The organism is Pseudomonas sp. SAR267 (assembly GCF_052077595.1).
Classification (GTDB): domain Bacteria; phylum Pseudomonadota; class Gammaproteobacteria; order Pseudomonadales; family Pseudomonadaceae; genus Aquipseudomonas; species Aquipseudomonas vlassakiae.
Genome location: NZ_JBQIHU010000001.1, coordinates 615,887 through 634,330, shown reverse-complemented (window position 1 = coordinate 634,330; position 18,444 = coordinate 615,887). Strand labels below are relative to the sequence as shown.

The 18,444-nt window shown below is 63.5% G+C and carries 16 protein-coding genes and 2 pseudogenes; 11 read left to right on the top strand and 7 right to left on the bottom strand.

Features of this window, described 5'->3' with window-relative positions; all coding sequences use genetic code 11:
* Window positions 1-79: 79 nt before the first annotated feature.
* Window positions 80-1,459 carry an 8-oxoguanine deaminase gene (locus ACTORR_RS03350; RefSeq protein WP_099813479.1) on the bottom strand — a complete coding sequence of 460 codons (1,380 nt, stop codon included), beginning with the start codon at window positions 1,457-1,459 and terminating at the stop codon, window positions 80-82.
* Window positions 1,460-1,585: 126 nt separating this feature from the next.
* The gene (nhaA, locus tag ACTORR_RS03345; protein WP_441343540.1) at window positions 1,586-2,944 is read right to left on the bottom strand and encodes a Na+/H+ antiporter NhaA; all 1,359 of its coding nucleotides are present in this window, start codon (window positions 2,942-2,944) and stop codon (window positions 1,586-1,588) included.
* A 379-nt stretch (window positions 2,945-3,323) separates the two neighbouring features.
* On the opposite strand from nhaA, the gene ACTORR_RS03340 reads away from it, so the two are divergent.
* Entirely contained in the window at window positions 3,324-6,167 is a 2,844-nt protein-coding gene (locus ACTORR_RS03340; protein WP_313365117.1) for an HD domain-containing phosphohydrolase, read from the top strand.
* A gap of 11 nt (window positions 6,168-6,178) precedes the next feature.
* Here ACTORR_RS03340 and ACTORR_RS03335 read toward each other — a convergent pair whose 3' ends face one another.
* From ACTORR_RS03335 to ACTORR_RS03325, 3 genes are all read right to left on the bottom strand, one after another.
* Window positions 6,179-6,508, bottom strand: coding sequence for a DUF202 domain-containing protein (locus tag ACTORR_RS03335; protein WP_054883855.1), 330 nt, complete (start codon window positions 6,506-6,508; stop codon window positions 6,179-6,181).
* Entirely contained in the window at window positions 6,501-6,887 is a 387-nt protein-coding gene (locus ACTORR_RS03330) for a YidH family protein (RefSeq protein ID WP_082433435.1), read from the bottom strand. Before ACTORR_RS03330 ends, ACTORR_RS03335 begins: the two co-directional genes overlap by 8 nt.
* 104 nt (window positions 6,888-6,991) lie before the next feature.
* Window positions 6,992-8,704: an FAD-dependent oxidoreductase gene (locus ACTORR_RS03325; protein ID WP_313365116.1), complete on the bottom strand. Its 1,713-nt coding sequence runs from the start codon at window positions 8,702-8,704 to the stop codon at window positions 6,992-6,994.
* 185 nt (window positions 8,705-8,889) lie between these two features.
* Here ACTORR_RS03325 and ACTORR_RS03320 point away from each other — a divergent pair, with 185 nt between their 5' ends.
* From ACTORR_RS03320 to ACTORR_RS03310, 3 genes are all read left to right on the top strand, one after another.
* On the top strand, window positions 8,890-9,666 hold the full coding sequence (locus ACTORR_RS03320) for an IclR family transcriptional regulator (protein ID WP_313365115.1): 777 nt from the start codon (window positions 8,890-8,892) through the stop codon (window positions 9,664-9,666).
* Window positions 9,667-9,806: 140 nt separating this feature from the next.
* Window positions 9,807-10,862 (top strand): Gfo/Idh/MocA family protein, encoded by a 1,056-nt coding sequence (locus ACTORR_RS03315; RefSeq protein WP_313365114.1) that lies wholly within the window; start codon window positions 9,807-9,809, stop codon window positions 10,860-10,862.
* A 23-nt stretch (window positions 10,863-10,885) separates the two neighbouring features.
* Window positions 10,886-11,722, top strand: coding sequence for a sugar phosphate isomerase/epimerase family protein (locus ACTORR_RS03310; RefSeq protein ID WP_313365113.1), 837 nt, complete (start codon window positions 10,886-10,888; stop codon window positions 11,720-11,722).
* A gap of 69 nt (window positions 11,723-11,791) precedes the next feature.
* Here ACTORR_RS03310 and ACTORR_RS03305 read toward each other — a convergent pair.
* A pseudogene (locus tag ACTORR_RS03305) lies at window positions 11,792-12,022 on the bottom strand (arsenate reductase ArsC); the annotation flags it as partial.
* Between the two features lie 326 nt (window positions 12,023-12,348).
* Here ACTORR_RS03305 and ACTORR_RS03300 point away from each other — a divergent pair.
* The 7 genes and pseudogenes from ACTORR_RS03300 (at window position 12,349) to arsH (ending at window position 17,234) form a co-directional block, all read left to right on the top strand.
* Window positions 12,349-13,212, top strand: a complete 864-nt coding sequence (locus ACTORR_RS03300; protein ID WP_313365112.1) for a sulfurtransferase — start codon at window positions 12,349-12,351, stop codon at window positions 13,210-13,212.
* 95 nt (window positions 13,213-13,307) lie between these two features.
* Window positions 13,308-13,841, top strand: a complete 534-nt coding sequence (locus ACTORR_RS03295) for a hypothetical protein (RefSeq protein WP_313365111.1) — start codon at window positions 13,308-13,310, stop codon at window positions 13,839-13,841.
* Window positions 13,842-13,880: 39 nt separating this feature from the next.
* Window positions 13,881-14,000 (top strand): annotated as a pseudogene (locus ACTORR_RS03290) (cointegrate resolution protein T); the annotation flags it as partial.
* A 369-nt stretch (window positions 14,001-14,369) separates the two neighbouring features.
* The gene (locus tag ACTORR_RS03285; RefSeq protein ID WP_313365110.1) at window positions 14,370-14,717 is read left to right on the top strand and encodes a metalloregulator ArsR/SmtB family transcription factor; all 348 of its coding nucleotides are present in this window, start codon (window positions 14,370-14,372) and stop codon (window positions 14,715-14,717) included.
* Between the two features lie 21 nt (window positions 14,718-14,738).
* Window positions 14,739-16,022, top strand: a complete 1,284-nt coding sequence (locus tag ACTORR_RS03280) for an arsenic transporter (RefSeq protein ID WP_313365109.1) — start codon at window positions 14,739-14,741, stop codon at window positions 16,020-16,022.
* 27 nt (window positions 16,023-16,049) lie between these two features.
* Window positions 16,050-16,520, top strand: a complete 471-nt coding sequence (locus tag ACTORR_RS03275) for an arsenate reductase ArsC (protein WP_313365108.1) — start codon at window positions 16,050-16,052, stop codon at window positions 16,518-16,520.
* A gap of 12 nt (window positions 16,521-16,532) precedes the next feature.
* On the top strand, window positions 16,533-17,234 hold the full coding sequence (arsH, locus tag ACTORR_RS03270) for an arsenical resistance protein ArsH (RefSeq protein WP_313365107.1): 702 nt from the start codon (window positions 16,533-16,535) through the stop codon (window positions 17,232-17,234).
* A gap of 515 nt (window positions 17,235-17,749) precedes the next feature.
* On the opposite strand, the gene ACTORR_RS03265 is transcribed toward arsH, so the two are convergent.
* Window positions 17,750-18,175, bottom strand: coding sequence for a GNAT family N-acetyltransferase (locus ACTORR_RS03265; protein ID WP_313364956.1), 426 nt, complete (start codon window positions 18,173-18,175; stop codon window positions 17,750-17,752).
* Window positions 18,176-18,444: the final 269 nt, after the last annotated feature.

The window sequence follows — 18,444 nt, the reverse complement described above, 5'->3', positions numbered from 1 at the left end:
CTGCGTTTGCTGAACTACCGCGCGCTTAGAAGCAAAAGCAGAGCAGAGCAGAGCAGAAGCAGAGCACTTCCTGGCGGAGTCAGTCGCCGCTGACGAGCTGGTAGGCCAGTTGGTTGTGGCGTTCCAGCACACGCGGCAGGTCGATGGTGGTGATGCGACCATCCTGCACCACCACACGGCCATTGATCACGCTGGTGTCGACGTGGGTCGGGGTGCAGAACACCAGGGCCGCCAGCGGGTCATGCAGGGCACCGGCATAGGCCACATGACCCAGGTCGAAGGCCACGAAGTCGGCGGTCATGCCCGGCGCCAAGGCACCAATGTCGTTGCGGTTGAGCACCTTGGCGCCGCCCAGGGTGGCGATTTCCAGGGCTTCGCGGGCGGTCATCGCGTCAGGCCCAAAGCCTACGCGCTGCAGCAGCAGCGCCTGGCGCACTTCGCCGATCATGCTGGCACCGTCATTGGAGGCCGAGCCGTCGACGCCCAGGCCCACCGGTACACCGTGGTCGCGCATCTTGCGGATCGGCGCGATGCCAGACGCCAGGCGCATGTTCGAGCACGGGCAGTGGGCGACACCGGTGCCGGTGCGAGCGAACAGCTCGATGCCATGCTGGTCAAGCTGCACGCAGTGGGCGTGCCACACGTCATGGCCAACCCAACCGAGGTCTTCGGCATATTCGGCCGGGGTCATGCCGAACTTCTCGCGGCTGTAGGCGATGTCGTTGACGTTCTCGGCCAGGTGGGTGTGCAGCGATACGCCGTAGTTGCGCGCCAGTACTGCGGCTTCGCGCATCAGGTCACGGCTGACCGAGAAAGGCGAGCAGGGCGCCACCACCACGCGCAGCATCGAACCGTGACGGGCATCGTGGTAGTCCTCGATCAGGCGCTGCGACTCCTTGAGAATGTCGCTTTCCTTCTCCACCACCGAGTCAGGCGGCAAGCCACCCTGGCTGCGGCCCACGCTCATGCTGCCGCGGGCGGCATGAAAACGCATGCCGATCTCGCTGGCAGCGTGGATGCTGTCGTCGAGCTTGCAGCCGTTGGGGTAGATGTACAGGTGGTCGCTGGAGGTGGTGCAGCCCGACAGGATCAGCTCGGCCATGGCCGTCTGGGTCGAAACCGAGATCATTTCCGGGGTCAGCCGCGCCCAGATCGGGTAAAGGTTGGTCAGCCAGTTGAACAGCTCACCGTCCTGGGCCGCCGGCACCACGCGGGTAAGGCTCTGGTACATGTGGTGGTGGGTGTTGACCAGGCCCGGGATGACCACCTTGCCGGCCATGTCGAGGATCACGTCGGCGTGCTGTGGCAGCGTATCGCCGGGGCCGACCTGCTTGATCAGGTTGTCTTCGATATAAAGGCCGCCACCTCTGATTTCACGGCGTTCGCCGTCCATGGTGACCAGCAGTGCGGCATTCTTGACCAGGAGGGTCTTAGGGGTGTGTTGCTGAGAAGCTTGCATGGCTCATGCCTGGCACAATACGCAGCGACGATTGCCGCTGTCGTAGGCGCACAGACACGCATGTAAGCAAAGTTCGGGTATTTTGTATACAGGAAAATGCCGGGGCCATCAGGCCCCGGTCACCCTTCAACTAACTTGCACAGGCGCCTTGCTCGCGCCCTTGCGCAGGCCCGTGACGCCCCAGGCGAGGCCCAGCACGGCTGCGATGACCGAGCCCGACAGCACGCCAAGCTTGGCTGCACCCAGCGAGGCCGGGTCGCTGTAGGCCAGGTTGGCAATGAAGATCGACATGGTGAAGCCAATGCCAGCCAGCAGGCCGATCAGCGTGATGCCGCGCCAGTTGACCTGGGCCGGCAGGCTGCACCAGCCCAGGCGCACCATCAGCCAGCTGACGCTGATGATGCCCAGCGGCTTGCCAGCCACCAGCGCCACGGCAACTGCCATCATCACCCAGTGTGGCGCCTCGGCGGACAAGTCGATACCGGACAGGCCCACACCGGCGTTGGCCAGGGCGAACAGCGGCATGATCGCATAGGCTACCCAAGGGTGCAGGGCGCCGCCGACACGGGTCACTGGGGGCACCAGCTCGCGTTGCGCCAGGCGCAGGCGTTTGAGCGGGTCGATGAGTTCACCGGTGTCCGACTCGGGCGTCTTGGCCCGGCCCAACAGATCGTGGGTGAACCGCGAAATCGCATCCACCGGGCGCTCGCCCAGGGGCATGGCGGCCACCGGCGTCATCAGGCCGAGGATCACCCCGGCCAGGGTTGGGTGGGCACCGGTCATCAGCATGCCGACCCAAGTGATCGCGCCGGGGATGACATAGGCCCAAGCCGAGCCGACGCCGATTTTCTGCAGCGCTACTACCAGCAGCAGGCCGATGGCAGCGACGCCGAAGCCGCTGTAGTCGAGGCCACCGGAGTAGAACACGGCGATGATCAGCACGGCGATGATGTCATCGATGATCGCCAGCGCCAGCAGGAATACGCGGATGTTGGAAGGGATCGACTTGCCCAGCAAGGCCAGCACGCCGACCGCGAAGGCGATGTCGGTGGCAGTCGGCACGGCCCAGCCTTGCTGCTCGGTCGGCGCATGGCCGAAGGCCAGGTAGATCAGTGCAGGAGCGACGACGCCACCCACCGCAGCGGCCATCGGTAAGGTGGCCTGGCGCAGGCTGGACAGCGCGCCTTCATGGATTTCGCGGCGGATCTCCATGCCCACCACCAGGAAGAAGATGGTCATCAAGCCATCGTTGATCCAGAAGTGCAGTGACTGCGAGAAGCTCAGCGACCCGATCCCGAAGCTGATCGGCGTGTGCCAAAGGGCGTCATAGCTGGCAGCGGCCGGGGAGTTGGCCCAGATCAGCGCTGCAACGGCGGTGACCAGCAGGACGATGCCGCTGACCGCTTCGATGTGCAGGAAACGCTCGAAATTGGCGAAGGCCCGCTGGGCCAGGCGCTGGGCGCGGGTCAATTTGGTTTTTTGCATAGGCACAAGAACTCCTGCAGGCGGCCCGACCTGCACTGTTCTTTAACCTGCATCACTGCACCTTGCAGCTAGCACCCGCGGAGGATTTTAGCGGGTAGGGGCGTGCAGGCCAAGGATTTCCACCACAGCAGTCTCCTACGCTGGGGCGGTCTTGGTCGTTCTGCATTGAAGTCGATAATTGCGCTGTGCCACTATCGGGCATGCCTAGCTGCCACATGCCACTACCGCCCGGCATGTTTGTCTCGACTGATTACACTGTTGAAGTCGCCACACAAGGAATGCTGCGGATGGTCTGCGTATTGCTGGGTCATGCTGCCGGGGCGGCAGGTCGCCTGTGGGCGAACAGGGTGTGCATCGGGCGTTCGTGGAGCAGCCAGCCATGAGCAACGCCGGGCGGGGTATTCCCCTGCAACTGTTGGTAGCAATGGCCATCATGCTGGGTATGCTGCTGCTCGGCGCCGGCCTGGCCTGGCAGGGCTATCACGGTATCAGTCAGGCCCTGGTGGCCGCTGCCGGCGATGCCGCGCAGCAGGTTGGCAAGACCATCGACGAACGTGCCCGGCGCCTGGTCGACCCGGTGCAGAGCAGCATCCGCCTGCTGGCCTTCAACCCGGTTGCCGTCAACCAGGACCAGCGCCTGGAGCGGCTGCCGCAACTGGTCGAGAGCCTCAAGGCCAACAAGATGCTCAGCGCCGCCTATGTCGGCTACCCCAATGGCGAATTTTTGCTGGTGCGCCGCTTGCGCGACCCGCAGCTGCTTGAGCGCTTTGCCGCGCCGACCGGTACCCGCTTCCTGGTGCAGAGTGTCAGCCTGGGCGAGGGTGGGGCGAGGGTAGGCGAGTGGCGCTTTTATGACCCGGCGCTGACCCTGCTCAAACGCCAGGCCATGCCGGACTATCACTACGACCCGCGCACGCGGCCGTGGTTCGCTGACGCCTCGGCGCAGGCCAGCACGGTGCTGACCCGGCCCTACGTGTTCTTCACCACCCGTGAAATCGGCATGACCATGGCCCAGCGCAGCGTCGATGGCGCGTCGGTACTCGGCATGGATGTCTCGGTCGATGACTTGGCCAACGAGACCCGCGACCTGCGCATGACCCGCGGTACCGAGATCGCCGTGATCGATGACCAAGGCAGCGTGGTGGCCTACCCGGACCTGCAGCGGGTCATCGTGCATGACGGCGAAGCGGTGCGCCTGTCGCGCGTGGCCGAACTGGGTATCCCCAGCTTGCAGCAGATCTACAACCGTTTGCCCCAAGGCACTCGACCCGAGGTCTATGAGGTGGACGGCGCCACTTGGTACGGCATGCGCGTGCAGCTGACCAAGCTGGCCGGGCAGGACTTGCAGGTGCTGATTGCCGTGCCGGCGCAGGAGTTGCTGGCAAGCGCACGCGAGGTGCTGTTCCGGCAGATGCTGTGGACCGCGATGCTGATGGCCGTGTTGCTGCTGTTGGGCGGCTTGCTTGGCCAGCGCATCGGGCGCCCGTTGCATCAGCTGGCCGAACAGGTGCGCGGCCTGGCCGATTTCGATTTCAGCCGCGAAGTGGGGGTGGCATCGCGGGTGTCCGAAGTAAAGGAGCTGAGCCGGGTGCTCAGCCGCATGTCCGGCACCATCCGCAGCTTCCAGGCAATCACCCTGACGCTGAGCCGGGAGAGCCAGCTGGAACGCATGCTCGATGGGGTGTTGAGCCATCTGGTGGACGCTGCCGGGGTCAGTGCGGGCGCGGTGTACCTGTTCGATGAAGAGCGCGCCCAGCTGCACCTGGCGGCCGCTTGCCGGGGCCGTGGCTACCCTGAGGCGCTGGCCGTTGGCGAAGCCGGGCACCTCGACCTGGCCGCTACGGTAACCCATGCTTTGGGGCTGGGCGGGCGCAGCCTGGCGCTGGTGCTCAAGGACCGTGGTCATGAGCTGCTAGGCATTCTTGTTCTTGAATTGCAGCAAAAGCCCGCCGAAGTCGGCGCGCCCTTCCTCCGCTTCGTCGAGGAGCTGTCCGGTGCCGCTGCCGTGGCCATCGAGACGCGCCAGCTGGTCGAAGCCCAGAAGCGCCTGCTGGACGCGATGATCAAGCTGCTGGCTGACGCCATCGATGCCAAGAGTCCCTACACCGGCGGTCACTGCGAGCGCGTGCCGCGATTGGCGCAGATGCTGCTGGACAAGGCCGTGCAGGCCGACAGTGGGCCCTACGCCGACTTCAGCATGAGCGAGGCCGAGCGCTACGAATTCCGCATTGCCGCCTGGCTGCACGATTGCGGCAAGGTTACCAGCCCTGAATACGTGGTGGACAAGGCAACCAAGCTGGAGACCCTGTACAACCGCATCCATGAAGTCCGCACGCGCTTCGAGGTGCTCTGGCGCGACGCCGAACTGGCCTATTGGCAAGGCCTGGCGGCGGGCGAGGATAAAACGGTGCTGCAACGAACCCTGGCGCACTGCCGTGGCGAACTGCAGGACGACTTCGCCTTCGTCGCCAAGGTCAATATCGGTGGCGAATTCATGCAGGATGAAGACGTCGAGCGCCTGCAGCGTATCGGCCAGCGCCGCTGGCTGCGGCATTTCGACAACCGTCTGGGCATTTCCCACGAGGAGGCGCAGCGCCATGCAGGTGCCACGCCCGCGCCGTTGCCGGTGGCTGAACCGTTGCTGGCCGATCGGCCTGACCACCAGGTGCCTTGGGGCTCGCGCAAGCCGCCAGTGGCCAAGGACGACCCGCGCAATGTCTGGGGCTTTGACATGCGCCTGCCGGCCAATGCCAGCAACCACGGCGAGCTGTACAACCTGTCGATCCGCCGTGGCACGCTCAACGATGAAGAACGCTTCAAGATCAACGAACATATTGTGCAGACCATCATCATGCTGACCGCGCTGCCGTTCCCGCGCCAGCTGCGGCGGGTGCCGGATATCGCCGGCAACCACCACGAGAAGATGGATGGCGGCGGCTACCCGCGGCGGCTGGGCAAAGATGACCTGAGCATTGCCGAGCGGGTGATGGCCATTGCCGATATCTTTGAGGCGCTGACGGCTGCGGACAGGCCGTACAAGGCGGCGAAGAGCTTGTCGGAGTCGGTGAAGATCCTGGTCGCCATGGCCCGCGACAACCACATCGATGGGCAGCTGCTGCGGCTGTTCTTAAGCAGCGGTGTGCATCGGGAATATGCCGCGCGCTTCCTGCGTGAGGACCAGATCGACGAGGTGGATGTGACGTACTGGCTGGCGCAGTTCTAGGGTGCGCTGACTCACCAGGCCAGGATCGCGGCCAGCTCCACCGCGCACAGGGCGGTAACGCATACCGCCAGCAACAGGTTCACGGTGATGCCAGAGGCAATGGTCTCGGCCTGCAGGCCAGTCACATTGCGCAGGTAGCTGCGCCGCAAACGCAGCCAGGCGGCGCCGGCCGCCAGCAGGCAAAGCACCGCCGGTGCCACCGCCAGCCAGCGATGGTGCGGCACCCAGCGCAGGAAGAAACAACTGCACACGACCATCGCCAGGATGGTCCGGCGCCACGCCAGCAGCGTGCGCTCTGGCTGCAACCCCTCATCGACGTTGGCCAGTTGTGGGTCAGGCATGGAAGAACACCGCGTAGGCAAAGAACGCCATCACCAGTGACACGCCAATCGACAGCGCAGGGGCGATCAGTGGGAACGGCAGCGGGCGCTTCTGGCGCATCGCCCGCTCCACATTGAGCCAGCGGACGAAGGCCGGCAAGCTCAGGAGCAAGGCCAGGCTGATCAACGCCACTGCCAGCAGGCGGCGGGTGCCGGCGCTGAAGATTTCGGCGGTGAACATGTCCACGGCGATGCCGCTGGCCAGCAATGCCAGCGCGGTCCTGATCCAGGCCAGGAAGGTGCGCTCGTTGGCCAGGGTGAAGCGCGGGTCCGGTTCCTGGCCATCGGCGAGCAGTTTACTCGCGAGCCAGCCGCGTGAGGGCTCGGTGTTCTTGTTCAAGGGCGGTCGTCCTCCTCGGGTAAGGTCGGTGGGCACTCTTTTTGGCGCTGGCCAAGTGTGAGTGGCAAACCCCGCCGATGTCCATGGTTTGCCAACCGCTGCCGTTATTCGTATGCCGTGACGCCGCTGATATGCCGCGCGGCGACATAGCCGAAGGTCAGCGCCGGCCCGAGGTTGATGCCGCCAGACGGGTACCAGCCGCCGAACACGCTGGCCATGTCGGTACCGGCCGCGTACAGGCCGCTGATTGGCTCGCCGGCGTCGTTCAGCACGCGGGCGTGGCCGTCGGTGCGCAGGCCGGCGAAGGTGCCGAAGCAGCCAGGTTGTACCTTCACCGCGTAGAACGGCCCATGCTCGATAGGCGCTACGCAGGGGTTCGGCCCTTTGTGCAACGGGTCGCCCTGTTTGCGGTTGAACGGCGTCGAGCCACGGCCGAAGGCTGGGTCCTGGCCTTGGCGCGCATGCTGGTTGAATTCGGCGACCGTGGCGGCCAGCCCTGCGGGGTCGATGCCGCAAACCTGGGCCAGTTGCGCCAGGGTGGTGCCGCGTTTCAGGTAGCCGCTGCGTAGATGCGGCCCTACTGGCAGGGGCGCCGGGCGCGCATGGCCGAGGCCGTAGCGGCGCAGGAAGCGGTGGTCGCAGATCAGCCATGAGCAGACTTCCTGGCCCTGCGGCACGGCGGCAACCATGGCCGATACATAGTCGTAATAGCCGTGCGCCTCGTTGACGAAGCGCTTGCCGTTGGCGAGCACACCGATGATGCCCGGTTTGCCGCGTTCGATGATATGCGGGAAGTGGCCGACGCTGCCGTCGCGGTGCGGCACTTTCGACACCGGCGCCCAGGCCACTGGCGACTTGAGGTCGGTGGCCACCACGCCACCGGCCGACTCACCCAGGCGCAGGCCATCGCCGGAGCAGGACTGCGGGGGCAGGGCGAGGTTGTCGTGGCCGCTGGCATCGCGCGGGAACAGCTGCCGGCGCCTGGCCGTATCGTTGGGGAAGCCGCCTGCCGCCAGCACGACGGCCTTGGCACGGATCGCCCGCTCGCCTTGCGCGGTGGCAACCAAGGCCCCCTGCACCTTGCCGTGCTCCATCAGCAGGCCCTGGGCTGCGGTCGACTCGATCATCCGCACGCCCAAGTCTTCCGCCGACTTGGCCAGTCGTGCCACCAGCGCCACCCCGTTGACCAGGTGCATCGCCCGGCCATGGCGGGCCAGGTGGTAGAGGTGGCAGGCGAAGCGTTTGCCCACATGCAGCAAGGCGCGCGGCGAGCGGGTCATGTTGAGGAAGGCGGCAAGGTCGGCACCGGCCATGATCGGCATGCCCATGAACGAGGTTTCGCGCAGGGTCTTGCGCAGGCGCGGCAGCAGTGCGCCCAGCTGGCGGGCATCGTATGGCGCGGCAATCACCTGGTGGCCACCGAGCGCGGCGCCGGGCGTGTCGCCGTGCATGTCGGGGATGCCATTGCCGTCGGCGAACTGCAGGGCTGTGTGCCGTTCGAAGAAGGCGACCATGTGCGGGCAGGCTTCGAGGAAGGCGTCGACGCGCTCGGCATCGTAGTGGCTGCCCAGTTCGTGGCGCAGGTAGGTGCGCGGCTGCTCGATGTCCTCGATGATCCCGGCGCGCCGGGCCAGCGGGTTGCGCGGCACCCAGGCCCAGCCACCGGACCAGGCGGTGGCACCGCCGAGCACAGCGTCTTTTTCCACCAGGATGACCTTCTGCCCGTGCCAGGCGGCCGTGACTGCCGCTGCCAGGCCGGCCGCACCGGAGCCTATGACCAGTACGTCGCAGTCGCTTGGGAAGGGTTCGGCGGGCATTGCGGTATCTCCTGCATTATTATTGGAGCACGGTTCCACAATGTTCCTTTGCAGGCCTCAGCACTGCAAGGCCGGGTGCCAATAACTGGTCGATAACCGGACACTTCAATGCAAGCAGGCTGCGTTGAATGTTGAGGACATGGAATCATCTTCTAGAATCGGGCAAATTTTCAGGAATATGTGTCATGGCTGGTAGTCAGATCGAACGCGCCTTCAGTCTTGTAGAAAGCCTTACCGGCGAGCCGCACGGCCTGCCGCTGCAAACCCTGGCCGAGCGCCTGGACATTCCCAAGAGTGCGGCCCACCGCATGCTTACCGAACTGGTGCGCCTGGGCTACGTGCGCCAGAACCGCGACAACAGCCGCTATCAATTGTCCGCCAAGCTGGTGGCGATGGGCTTTCGCTACCTGTCCAGCAGCGGTGCGGACATCATCCAGCCCATTCTCGATCGCCTGGCCCAGGACAGCGGCGAGCTGGTACGCCTGGGGGTGATCGAGGGCCATCGCCAGACCTGGATCGCCAAGTCTCAAGGGGCCCGTTCCGGTTTGCGCTACGACCCGGACATGGGGCGTGACGCGCCCTTGTTCTACACCGCCTCCGGGCATGCCTGGCTGGCCAGCCTGAGCGATGAAGAAGCGCTGCAGATGGTGTTGCGCCAAGGCATTGCCGACCCTGCCCAGTTCGGCCCCAACGCGCCGCGCTCCACCGATGACCTGCTGGCCTACCTGCACCGCGCCCGCGAGCGCGGCTATGCCTGGGTCGAGCAGACCTCGGCCATCGGCACATCGGCCCTTGCCGCCGTAGTGCGACGCCCGCAAAACGACGAGGTCATAGGCGTGCTCAGCATTGCCGGCCCTAGCGCCCGTCTGGCGCAAACCCGCTTGGCAGAATTGGCGCCGTTGTTGCTGGCGGCAGCAGAAGAGCTGTCAGCGGCCAGTCGAGCGAGCGAATTATTCGCCTGAGAAGCGTTTCTGGTCGGTAATCGCACAGTCTGTGCGACAGGTCGTTCTGAAAAGCTGAACTTGGTTCTACAGTGTGCTGATGTCGATTCTGGAACTCTGTTTCACAATTGGTAGCACAATAAAGACAAGAGGACAGCACGTTGAACGCACCCCTACGCATCGCCCTGATCGGTGCCGGCATCATGGGCCGCCAGCATTACCAGCATCTGCTCAGGCTGCCGCAAGCCGCCCGGCTGTGTGCCGTGGCAGACCCGGGCCCGCAGACCGAGGCGTTTGCCGCAGAATGCGGGGTAGCCTGCTTCGCCGATCACCGGCAGATGCTCGACCAGGCCCGCCCCGATGCGGTGATCGTCGCCAACCCCAACAACTTGCACGTGGCCACCGCCCTGGATTGTGTCGAGGCTGGCGTACCGGTGCTGCTGGAAAAACCAGTGGGCGTGCACCTGGACGAAGTGCGTGCGTTGGTCGAGGCCTCGCGCCGTCGTGGCGTGCCGGTGCTGGTGGGCCATCATCGGCGCCATAACCCGCTGATCGCCAAGGCCCGCCAGGTTATCGCCGATGGCAAACTGGGGCGGCTGATCAACGTCACCGCGTTGTGGCAGCTGCAGAAGCCCGACAGCTACTTCGAGACGCCTTGGCGCCGCGAGCCGGGGGCGGGCTTTCTGCTCACCAACCTGATTCACGACCTCGACCTGCTGCGCCACCTGTGCGGCGAGGTGGTGCAGGTGCAGGCATTCACCCGCAACGACGTGCGCGGCTTCGCCAACGAAGACAGCGCGGCGGTGCTGTTGCAGTTCGCCAACGGCGCACTGGGTAGCCTGACCGGTTCCGACGCGGTCGCCGCGCCGTGGAGCTGGGAGCTGGATTCCGGCGAGAGCCCGATCTACCCGCGCCAGGACGGTCAGCCCTGCTACCTGCTGGCGGGCACCAAGGGGGCGCTGAGCATTCCGCAGCTCAAGCGCTGGCACTACGCTGAGGCCGGTTCCGGCTGGCACACACCGTTGCTGCAGAGCGAGGAGGCCATCCCGGCAGGCGAGGCGTTGACCTTGCAACTGCAACACTTCATCCGCGTGGTCCAGGGCAGCGAAGCGCCCTTGATCGACGCAGCCGACGCTGGCCGTACCCTGGCCCTGATCGAAGCGATCCGCCAGGCCGCCGAAACGGGCCGGGCCTGCGCGCCCGAACTGATCGCCTGATTTCCCGACCTTTGGTGAATGACATGACCGACCGAATCTTTTCCCTCGCCGCCCTGACGGTGCTCGAACTGTCGCCGCCAGACATGGTGGAAGCTGCCGCCCGCGCCGGTTACAGCCATGTCGGCCTGCGCCTGGTGCCGGCCACCGAGCAGGAACAGCACTTCCCGCTGGTGGCTGACCCCACCCTGCGCCGGCAGACCCAGGCGCGCCTGCGCGACACCGGCATCAAGGTGCTCGACCTGGAAATCCTCCGCCTCAAGGCGGACACGTGCGTGGCCGATTTCGAACCGATCCTGGCGGTCGGCGCCGAACTGGGCGGCACCGAGCTGCTGGTGGCCGGCAACGATCCGGATGAAGCGCGCCTCACCATGCGCTTTGCCGAACTCTGCGATCTGGCGGCCGGCTACGGCATCTACCCGCACCTGGAGTTCATGCCCTGGACCGACGTTCGCGACCTGCGCCAGGCCATGCGCGTCGTGGCCAACGCCGAGCGGGCCAATGGCTGCGTGCTGGTCGATGCCTTCCACTTCAACCGCTCGCGTTCCTCGCTGGACGACCTGGCGACGCTACCGGCGCAGCGCATGCGTTATGCCCAGTTGTGCGACGTCGCCGGCCCGGTGCCGGCCGAGATGGACGAGATCCTGCGCCAGGCGCGCAATGAACGGCGCTTCCCAGGGGAGGGCGACGCCGACCTGGTCGGGCTGTTGCGTGGCTTGCCGGCGACGCTGCCATTGAGCCTGGAGATCCCCACCCGGCAGTTGCTGGAACAGGGCATCAGTGGTGAGCAGCGGGCGCGTATGGCGCTGGACAAGGCCAGGACTGTGCTGGCCCGCGTTCACGAGTTGTGTTCGCTGGAGTAGTTTGCCGCTGGCGGCATGGCGAATAGCGCGAGGTCGAGATCTGGCAGTTGCCCGGCCATGAGACGCTGCTCAAAGCGTGCCGATGCGATCCAGCTCACGCTTGAGCTGCTCACGGTCGAGGTGAGTGAAAGGCAGTGTAAAGAAGGCCTGGCAGCGTGCTTCGATGCGGGCCAGCGTGGCGTGGAATGCAGCGTCGACCGACGCTTCTTGGCCTACGACATCGGACGGATCCTCCAGTCCCCAGTGCGTTTTCAGCGCCGGGCCGAAATACACCGGGCAGCACGATAGCGCAGCCCAATCAGCTTGCCGTCTTCCCACGAAGATTGCTGTTCGGCTGACCGTCTAAATTGGGTCGAAAGCAGACGCTCTCGACCGGCTGCATTCGACCCTTTGCAGCCGTTCGAGGTGTCTACGAAACCGAGGTCGATGCATCTGGCCGTTGGTCGCGCTGGTCGAAACCTGCCAACTGTGAAGCTTCGCCGCAGGAGTTGATTCACATCAATCAGCACTGTTCCAGTTATCTCACACTGGGTTTTCCTCAGCCGTGTTGTGTAGGGAAGGCTGTTGAACAGTGGATTCTCTCTTTCATTTTCAGGCAGACGCCGTCCTGCTCTGTGAGGTTCCTCATGTACAGCAGAGTTCTTGTTTCGCCCTCCGAATTGGCCGAACTGGTCAAACATGGGCCCGTCGTACTCATCGACACCCGAGATGCTGCGAGTTACGCCGAGGCCCACCTGCCGGGCGCGGTGAATATCCATGAGATATTTACCTACCTGGCGACCACCACTCTGGAAGGCCTGACCGCGCTGCGCGATACATTCGTCCAGGCATTCGCGAAGGCCGGCTTGTCCGGCAAGGAGACGGCGCTGGTATACGAGCAGTCCATGACCGCTGGCTTCGGGCAGTCTTGCCGGGGCTACGTGCTGCTCCGCTATCTCGGCTACCCACGCGACAAGATCAAGATTCTGCATGGCGGCTACAACGCCTGGCGCAACGCAGGACTTCCCAGTACCAGTGAAGCGTCCTCGCCGGCCCCCGCCACGTTTCCTTCTTCCGATGGAGAACGCAGCCTCTTCGTCGACCTCGCCGAAATGAAGCGGGTAGTTGCCGACCCCAAAGTCGTCAAGCTCGACGTACGTGACGTTGACGAATGGATCGGCGAAAGCTCATCGCCTTATGGAAAGGATTTCTGCCCGCGCAAGGGGCGTATCCCTGGATCCGTCTGGCTGGAGTGGTACCGGATGATGAAGCCGACGGCTCAAGGGCCGATGTTCAAGTCACCCAGTGAGATTCTCGCTGAGTGCGCGACGGTCGGATTCGGCCGCGATACGCCTGTGGTGGTCTTTTGCTTCAAGGGCGCACGTGCCTCCAATACCTTAGTGGCTTTGGAGGAAGCCGGAATCAGGGACGTTCGCCTCTACCTGGGCTCCTGGAACGAGTGGTCTCGAGACCCTGCGTTACCCATCGAGGAAGGGCTCCCCTATGAGTAGCCGCTCATGCAGCCAGCCGGACTGGCTGCCCTGCGCGAATCTCTGTGAGCGTCCAGCGATTGCACATTGATCTTTCAGTCAGTGGGAGAACAAACATGAAGAAAACCACAATAGCCATGGCGTTGGCTCTGTTGGCAAGCGCTCCACTGGTGTCGGCGATGGCGGCCGAAACCAAGCCCAAGGTCGACGACAAGGCGGCGGTGCAGGCTGCGCCTAAGGCGCCGGACACCGCTGCGTTCGACAAGCAACTGGAGCAGATACAGCAGCAGATGGGAGCGATGCACGAACAAATGCAGAAGATCCAGTCCACCCAGGACCCGAAGGAGCGGCAGAAGCTGCTGGATGAGCACTGGAACAGCATGCGCAGCACCATGACCGCGATGCACGACCTCTGGGCGAAGGGGGGCGGACCCGCTGGCATGGGGCCCGGAGGAATGGGCATGGGGCGGGGCATGATGGGGGAGGGTGGCGGCTGGAAGCACATGCGCGGCTACTACTCGCATCTCACGCCCGAGCAGGCGCGTCAGCACCAATACATGATGGATCAGTACCTGAACATGCAGCAGCAGATGATGAACCACATGATGTGGCAGCAGTACCATGGCGCAGAGCCGGCACAGAAACCGTGACCGATCTCTCTGGCAACACAAAGGCCTCGCCCTTGGCGAGCCCGCTTGCGGCAAGCCAACGGTGATCTGGAAACTCGCCTGCAGGATCACGATTGGCAATTCCGCTCGCTGGAAGAGAAGCATCAACACGCCCGCGATGCAGTGGAACACTATCGCCAGATGTTTTTAGCGTTTTGAAGCGTTTTCGAAGGTAAGGAGAGCCCGTGTTTACGGGCCTTCCAGCCCTCCCCGCAACACTCCTTCCCCCTTCCAGAACACAGCCAGTGGTACAAAAATTGGCACCCGCTAACTGTGCGCCCATCCAGCATTTTTCGAAGCCACTCTGCCCCTTTAGCCAACATAACCATGCGCTATGCCATGGGGTTTTGCGAGTGGGGATCTGTTGATTTTGCTGGATAAGATACCCCTCTATCCTCAATCGAAACACATCTGTTGTTCGCGCCCCATAGCGGACGTTCAGCCGAGATTTGCTTGCATACCACATATGGAGATACGTATATTCGAGTTTCCATATGTATTGGTGCAACTATGATTACCCCGCCCGATGTGTTCAAGAGCCTATCCGACGAGACCCGTGCTCGCGCCACCTTGCTGATCGCAAGCCTCGGTGAACTATGTGTCTGCGAACTGATGTGCGCTCTGAATGACAGCCAACCCAAGATAAGCCGTCACCTCGCGCAGCTGCGCAGCAATGGCATGCTGTTGGATCGTCGACAGGGCCAGTGGGTGTACTACCGCCTTAACCCGGAGCTTCCCGCCTGGGTACATGAAATGCTGCAGGTGACCTTGCAGGCCAACTCACAGTGGTTGGCAGACAACTCGCTTCGGCTGCAAAACATGGACGGCCGCCCCGTCCGTGACGCTGCCTGCTGCTGACCAACGTCGAGCGAGGTCTTCATGCTGGTCGCAATTGCCGTGTTTGTTTTCACCCTTATCCTGGTCATCTGGCAGCCGAAGGGGCTTGGCGTTGGCTGGAGTGCCGCGCTCGGTGCCCTCATCGCTCTGGCGGCGGGTGCCGTTTCGCTGCACGACCTCCCGACCGTATGGGCGATTGTCTGGAACGCCACCGCCACCTTCATCGCCGTCATCATCATCAGCCTGTTGCTGGACGAGGCCGGTTTTTTCGAATGGGCCGCGTTGCATGTGGCGCGCTGGGCAAACGGCAGCGGCTACCGCCTGTTCGCCTTCTGCGTGCTGCTCGGTGCTGCCGTGTCGGCGCTGTTCGCTAACGATGGTGCGGCGCTGATACTCACGCCCATCGTCATGTCGATGCTTCTCGCGCTGCGTTTTTCTCCTGCCGCGACGCTGGCTTTCGTCATGGCTGCCGGCTTCATCGCCGATACGGCGAGCCTGCCGCTGGTAGTCTCCAACCTGGTGAACATTGTCTCGGCCGACTACTTCAGGCTGGGTTTCAGCGAGTATGCCTCGGTGATGGTGCCGGTAAATTTCGCCAGCGTGGCCGCAACCCTGCTGGTGCTGTTCCTGTTCTTCCGCCGTGACATCCCAAGGCAGTACACGGTCGCGGCCTTGAAGTCGCCAAGCGAGGCGATTCATGACCGAGCCACCTTCAACGTCGGTGGCTGGGTGCTGGTGGTGCTGTTGATCAGCCTGTTCGCCCTGGAACCACTGGGTATCCCGATCAGTGCGGTAGCCGCAGCCTGTGCGGCGATCCTCTTTACCGTCGCCGCTCGCGGGCATCGCATCTCGACCCGCAGGGTACTGCGCGAAGCGCCCTGGCAGGTGGTGATCTTCTCTCTTGGCATGTACCTGGTGGTCTACGGGCTGAAAAATGCCGGCCTCACCGACATGCTTACGCACCTGCTGAATCGCTTCGCGCAGCAAGGGCTGTGGAGTGCCGCCATTGGCACCGGGTTGATTGCTGCATTGCTGTCCTCGGTCATGAACAACATGCCCAGTGTGCTGGTTGGCGCCCTGTCGATCCAGGCCAGCGAGGCGCAAGGGCTGGTGCATGAGGCGATGATCTACGCCAACGTCATCGGCTGCGACCTCGGCCCAAAAATCACCCCTATCGGTAGCCTCGCCACGCTGCTCTGGCTGCACGTGCTGGAGCGCAAAGGCATGCGCATCACTTGGGGTTACTACTTCAAGGTCGGCATCCTGCTGACGCTGCCGGTTCTGTTGATCACCCTTTCGGCTCTGGCATTGCGCCTGAGCCTCTGACATCCGCCACGAAGCGGAGGAGCCTCCATGCGAGTCCTGTTCATGTGCACGGCCAACAGCTGCCGCAGCATCCTTTCCGAAGCCATGTTCAATCACCTGGCGCCTCACGGATTTGAAGCCGTCAGTTCCGGCAGTTTTCCGAAGGGCCAAGTGTTGCCTCGCAGCCTGACCACCTTGCAGCATGCAGGCATCTCGACTGGAGGGCTGAGCAGCAAAGGCAATGACGCGTTCGAAGGCTGCCCTCCGGATATCGTCATCACCGTGTGCGACAAGGCTGCCGGCGAGGCCTGCCCGGTATATTTCGGCCCTGCACTGAAGTCACACTGGGGGCTGGAGGATCCGTCCGATATCGTGGGTGACGAAGCGTCGGTCGACGCTGCGTTCCACGCCACGCTGGCCCGCATCGAAGCTCGCTGCCTGGCCTTCTTCGCGCTGCCTTTCGATCACCTCGACCGTGAGCAGCTCAAGCATGAGCTGGATCGCATCAGTACGCTTTAAGCAGGAGGAAACATGTCCGAGCAATTGCCTAATCTCGACTTCGCGCTGTTCGATGGGCCGCCAGCGGCAACCCGTTCCAGCGAGCACAAACCACGCATCCTACTGCTGTTCGGATCAACCCGCGAACGCTCCTTCAGTCGCTTGCTGGTAGAAGAAGCCGCACGCTTGCTGGAGTACTTCGGTGCCGAGACGCGGGTGTTCAATCCATCAGGCCTGCCGCTGCCTGACGATGTACCTGTCGAACACCCGAAGGTGCAAGAATTGCGTGATCTGGTGCAGTGGTCGGAAGGCCAGGTCTGGTGCTCGCCCGAGCGCCATGGTGCGATGTCCGCAGTATTTAAGGCGCAGATCGATTGGATACCCCTGGCGCTGGGTGCGGTTCGCCCCACCCAAGGCAAGACACTGGCAGTCATGCAGGTATGTGGCGGCTCGCAGTCGTTCAACGTGGTCAACCAGCTGCGCGTGCTTGGTCGCTGGATGCGGATGTTCACCATACCGAACCAGTCCTCGGTACCCAAGGCCTACCTAGAGTTCGACGACGCTGGGCGGATGAATCCTTCCCCGTACTACGACCGCGTGGTGGATGTCATGGAGGAGCTGGTGAAGTTCACCGTACTGCTGCGTGACCGCCAGGAATTCCTGGTGGATCGCTATTCGGAGCGCAAGGAAAACGCCGAGCAGCTATCTGCTCGTGTGAACCAGCGCTCGATCTAAGCGCTATGCCCGGAATGTCCGTTATGGGTTGAAAGCAGACGCTCACGACCGGCTGCATTCGACCCCGAAGCTGCCATTGAAAAAGAAACGATATCGTGAGCGCTACTTGCACCCTGTGGGAGCGGGTTTACCCGCGAACCAGGCGCCGCGGTGGGTGGCACCGGCTGTGCCGGTGTTCGCGGGTAAACCCGCTCCCACAATGGATGGTGGTCAAGCTCAACGGCAGCTTCGGGCGTAAGCGAACAGTCACGAACGGGTGCTGTAGGTCGTTAGCAGCCGCCCGTGACAGGCGAAACGAATTTGTTGCTTTCGGTGCATCCAGTCCGCTCATTGGCGGGTATTGCATAGCGGCGGCCTGTGACTGCCCAGCCAAATGTCATATCAGGCGCACTACCCAGGAGACCGCAAACCCTCCGCCTGCCTGCTCGCCTGCTGCCGCGACAAGTCCAACACCCCGGCCTGACCGAATGGACTTTCGCCCCCAAGGCCGTGCGTCCGCAAAGGCTCGAAAGTGATCACCGCACAGCAATGGATTTGGCCATTTCCGCCGTTCCAGCCCAGCCGGCTTGCTCGTACACCGGCTTGCCCGTCTCGGTGGCGTGCAGCACAGCGAACGTGATGCCTCGGCGAGCGAACTCATGCTCAGCCGCTTGCATCAATGACGAAGCCAGGCCCCGGCGGCGGTAGGCCGGCTGGACGTACACATTCAGCACATAGCCACGCTTGTCCAGGGTTGGGTGCGAGGGATGGGGAGGCCAATCGATGCTCATCAGGCCAATCGCGGCGACCACGTGTTCGCCATCCAGGAGCTTGAACCCGTAATACCGACCGTCTCGCAGCCGCTCCTCCAGCCATGGGCGAAAATGCTCAGTCATGACGCGCAGATCTTCAGCAATGCCACCCGCTTCAAGGAACATCTGCTCGCGATGCGAGCAGATCATTTCGGCGTCAGAGGGCCCGACAGGGCGGCACGCCAGACCGTGAAACGCTGCACATCCTTGTAATCCCATCATTGTTTCCCCAGCGTCAGTAGCATCCACTCATGAAGATGCAGCCTATTTCACTCCCTAAACCCTCGCAACTTCTCCAGGAACGACGACGATAACTTCCTTTTGGTCTTGACACTTGGGAAGGACGGCGCTCCCGTGCCGAAGGGAGGATGTTCATCACCCCGTTGGTTAGCGACAGCACGATGGCCAGAATCTGCAGG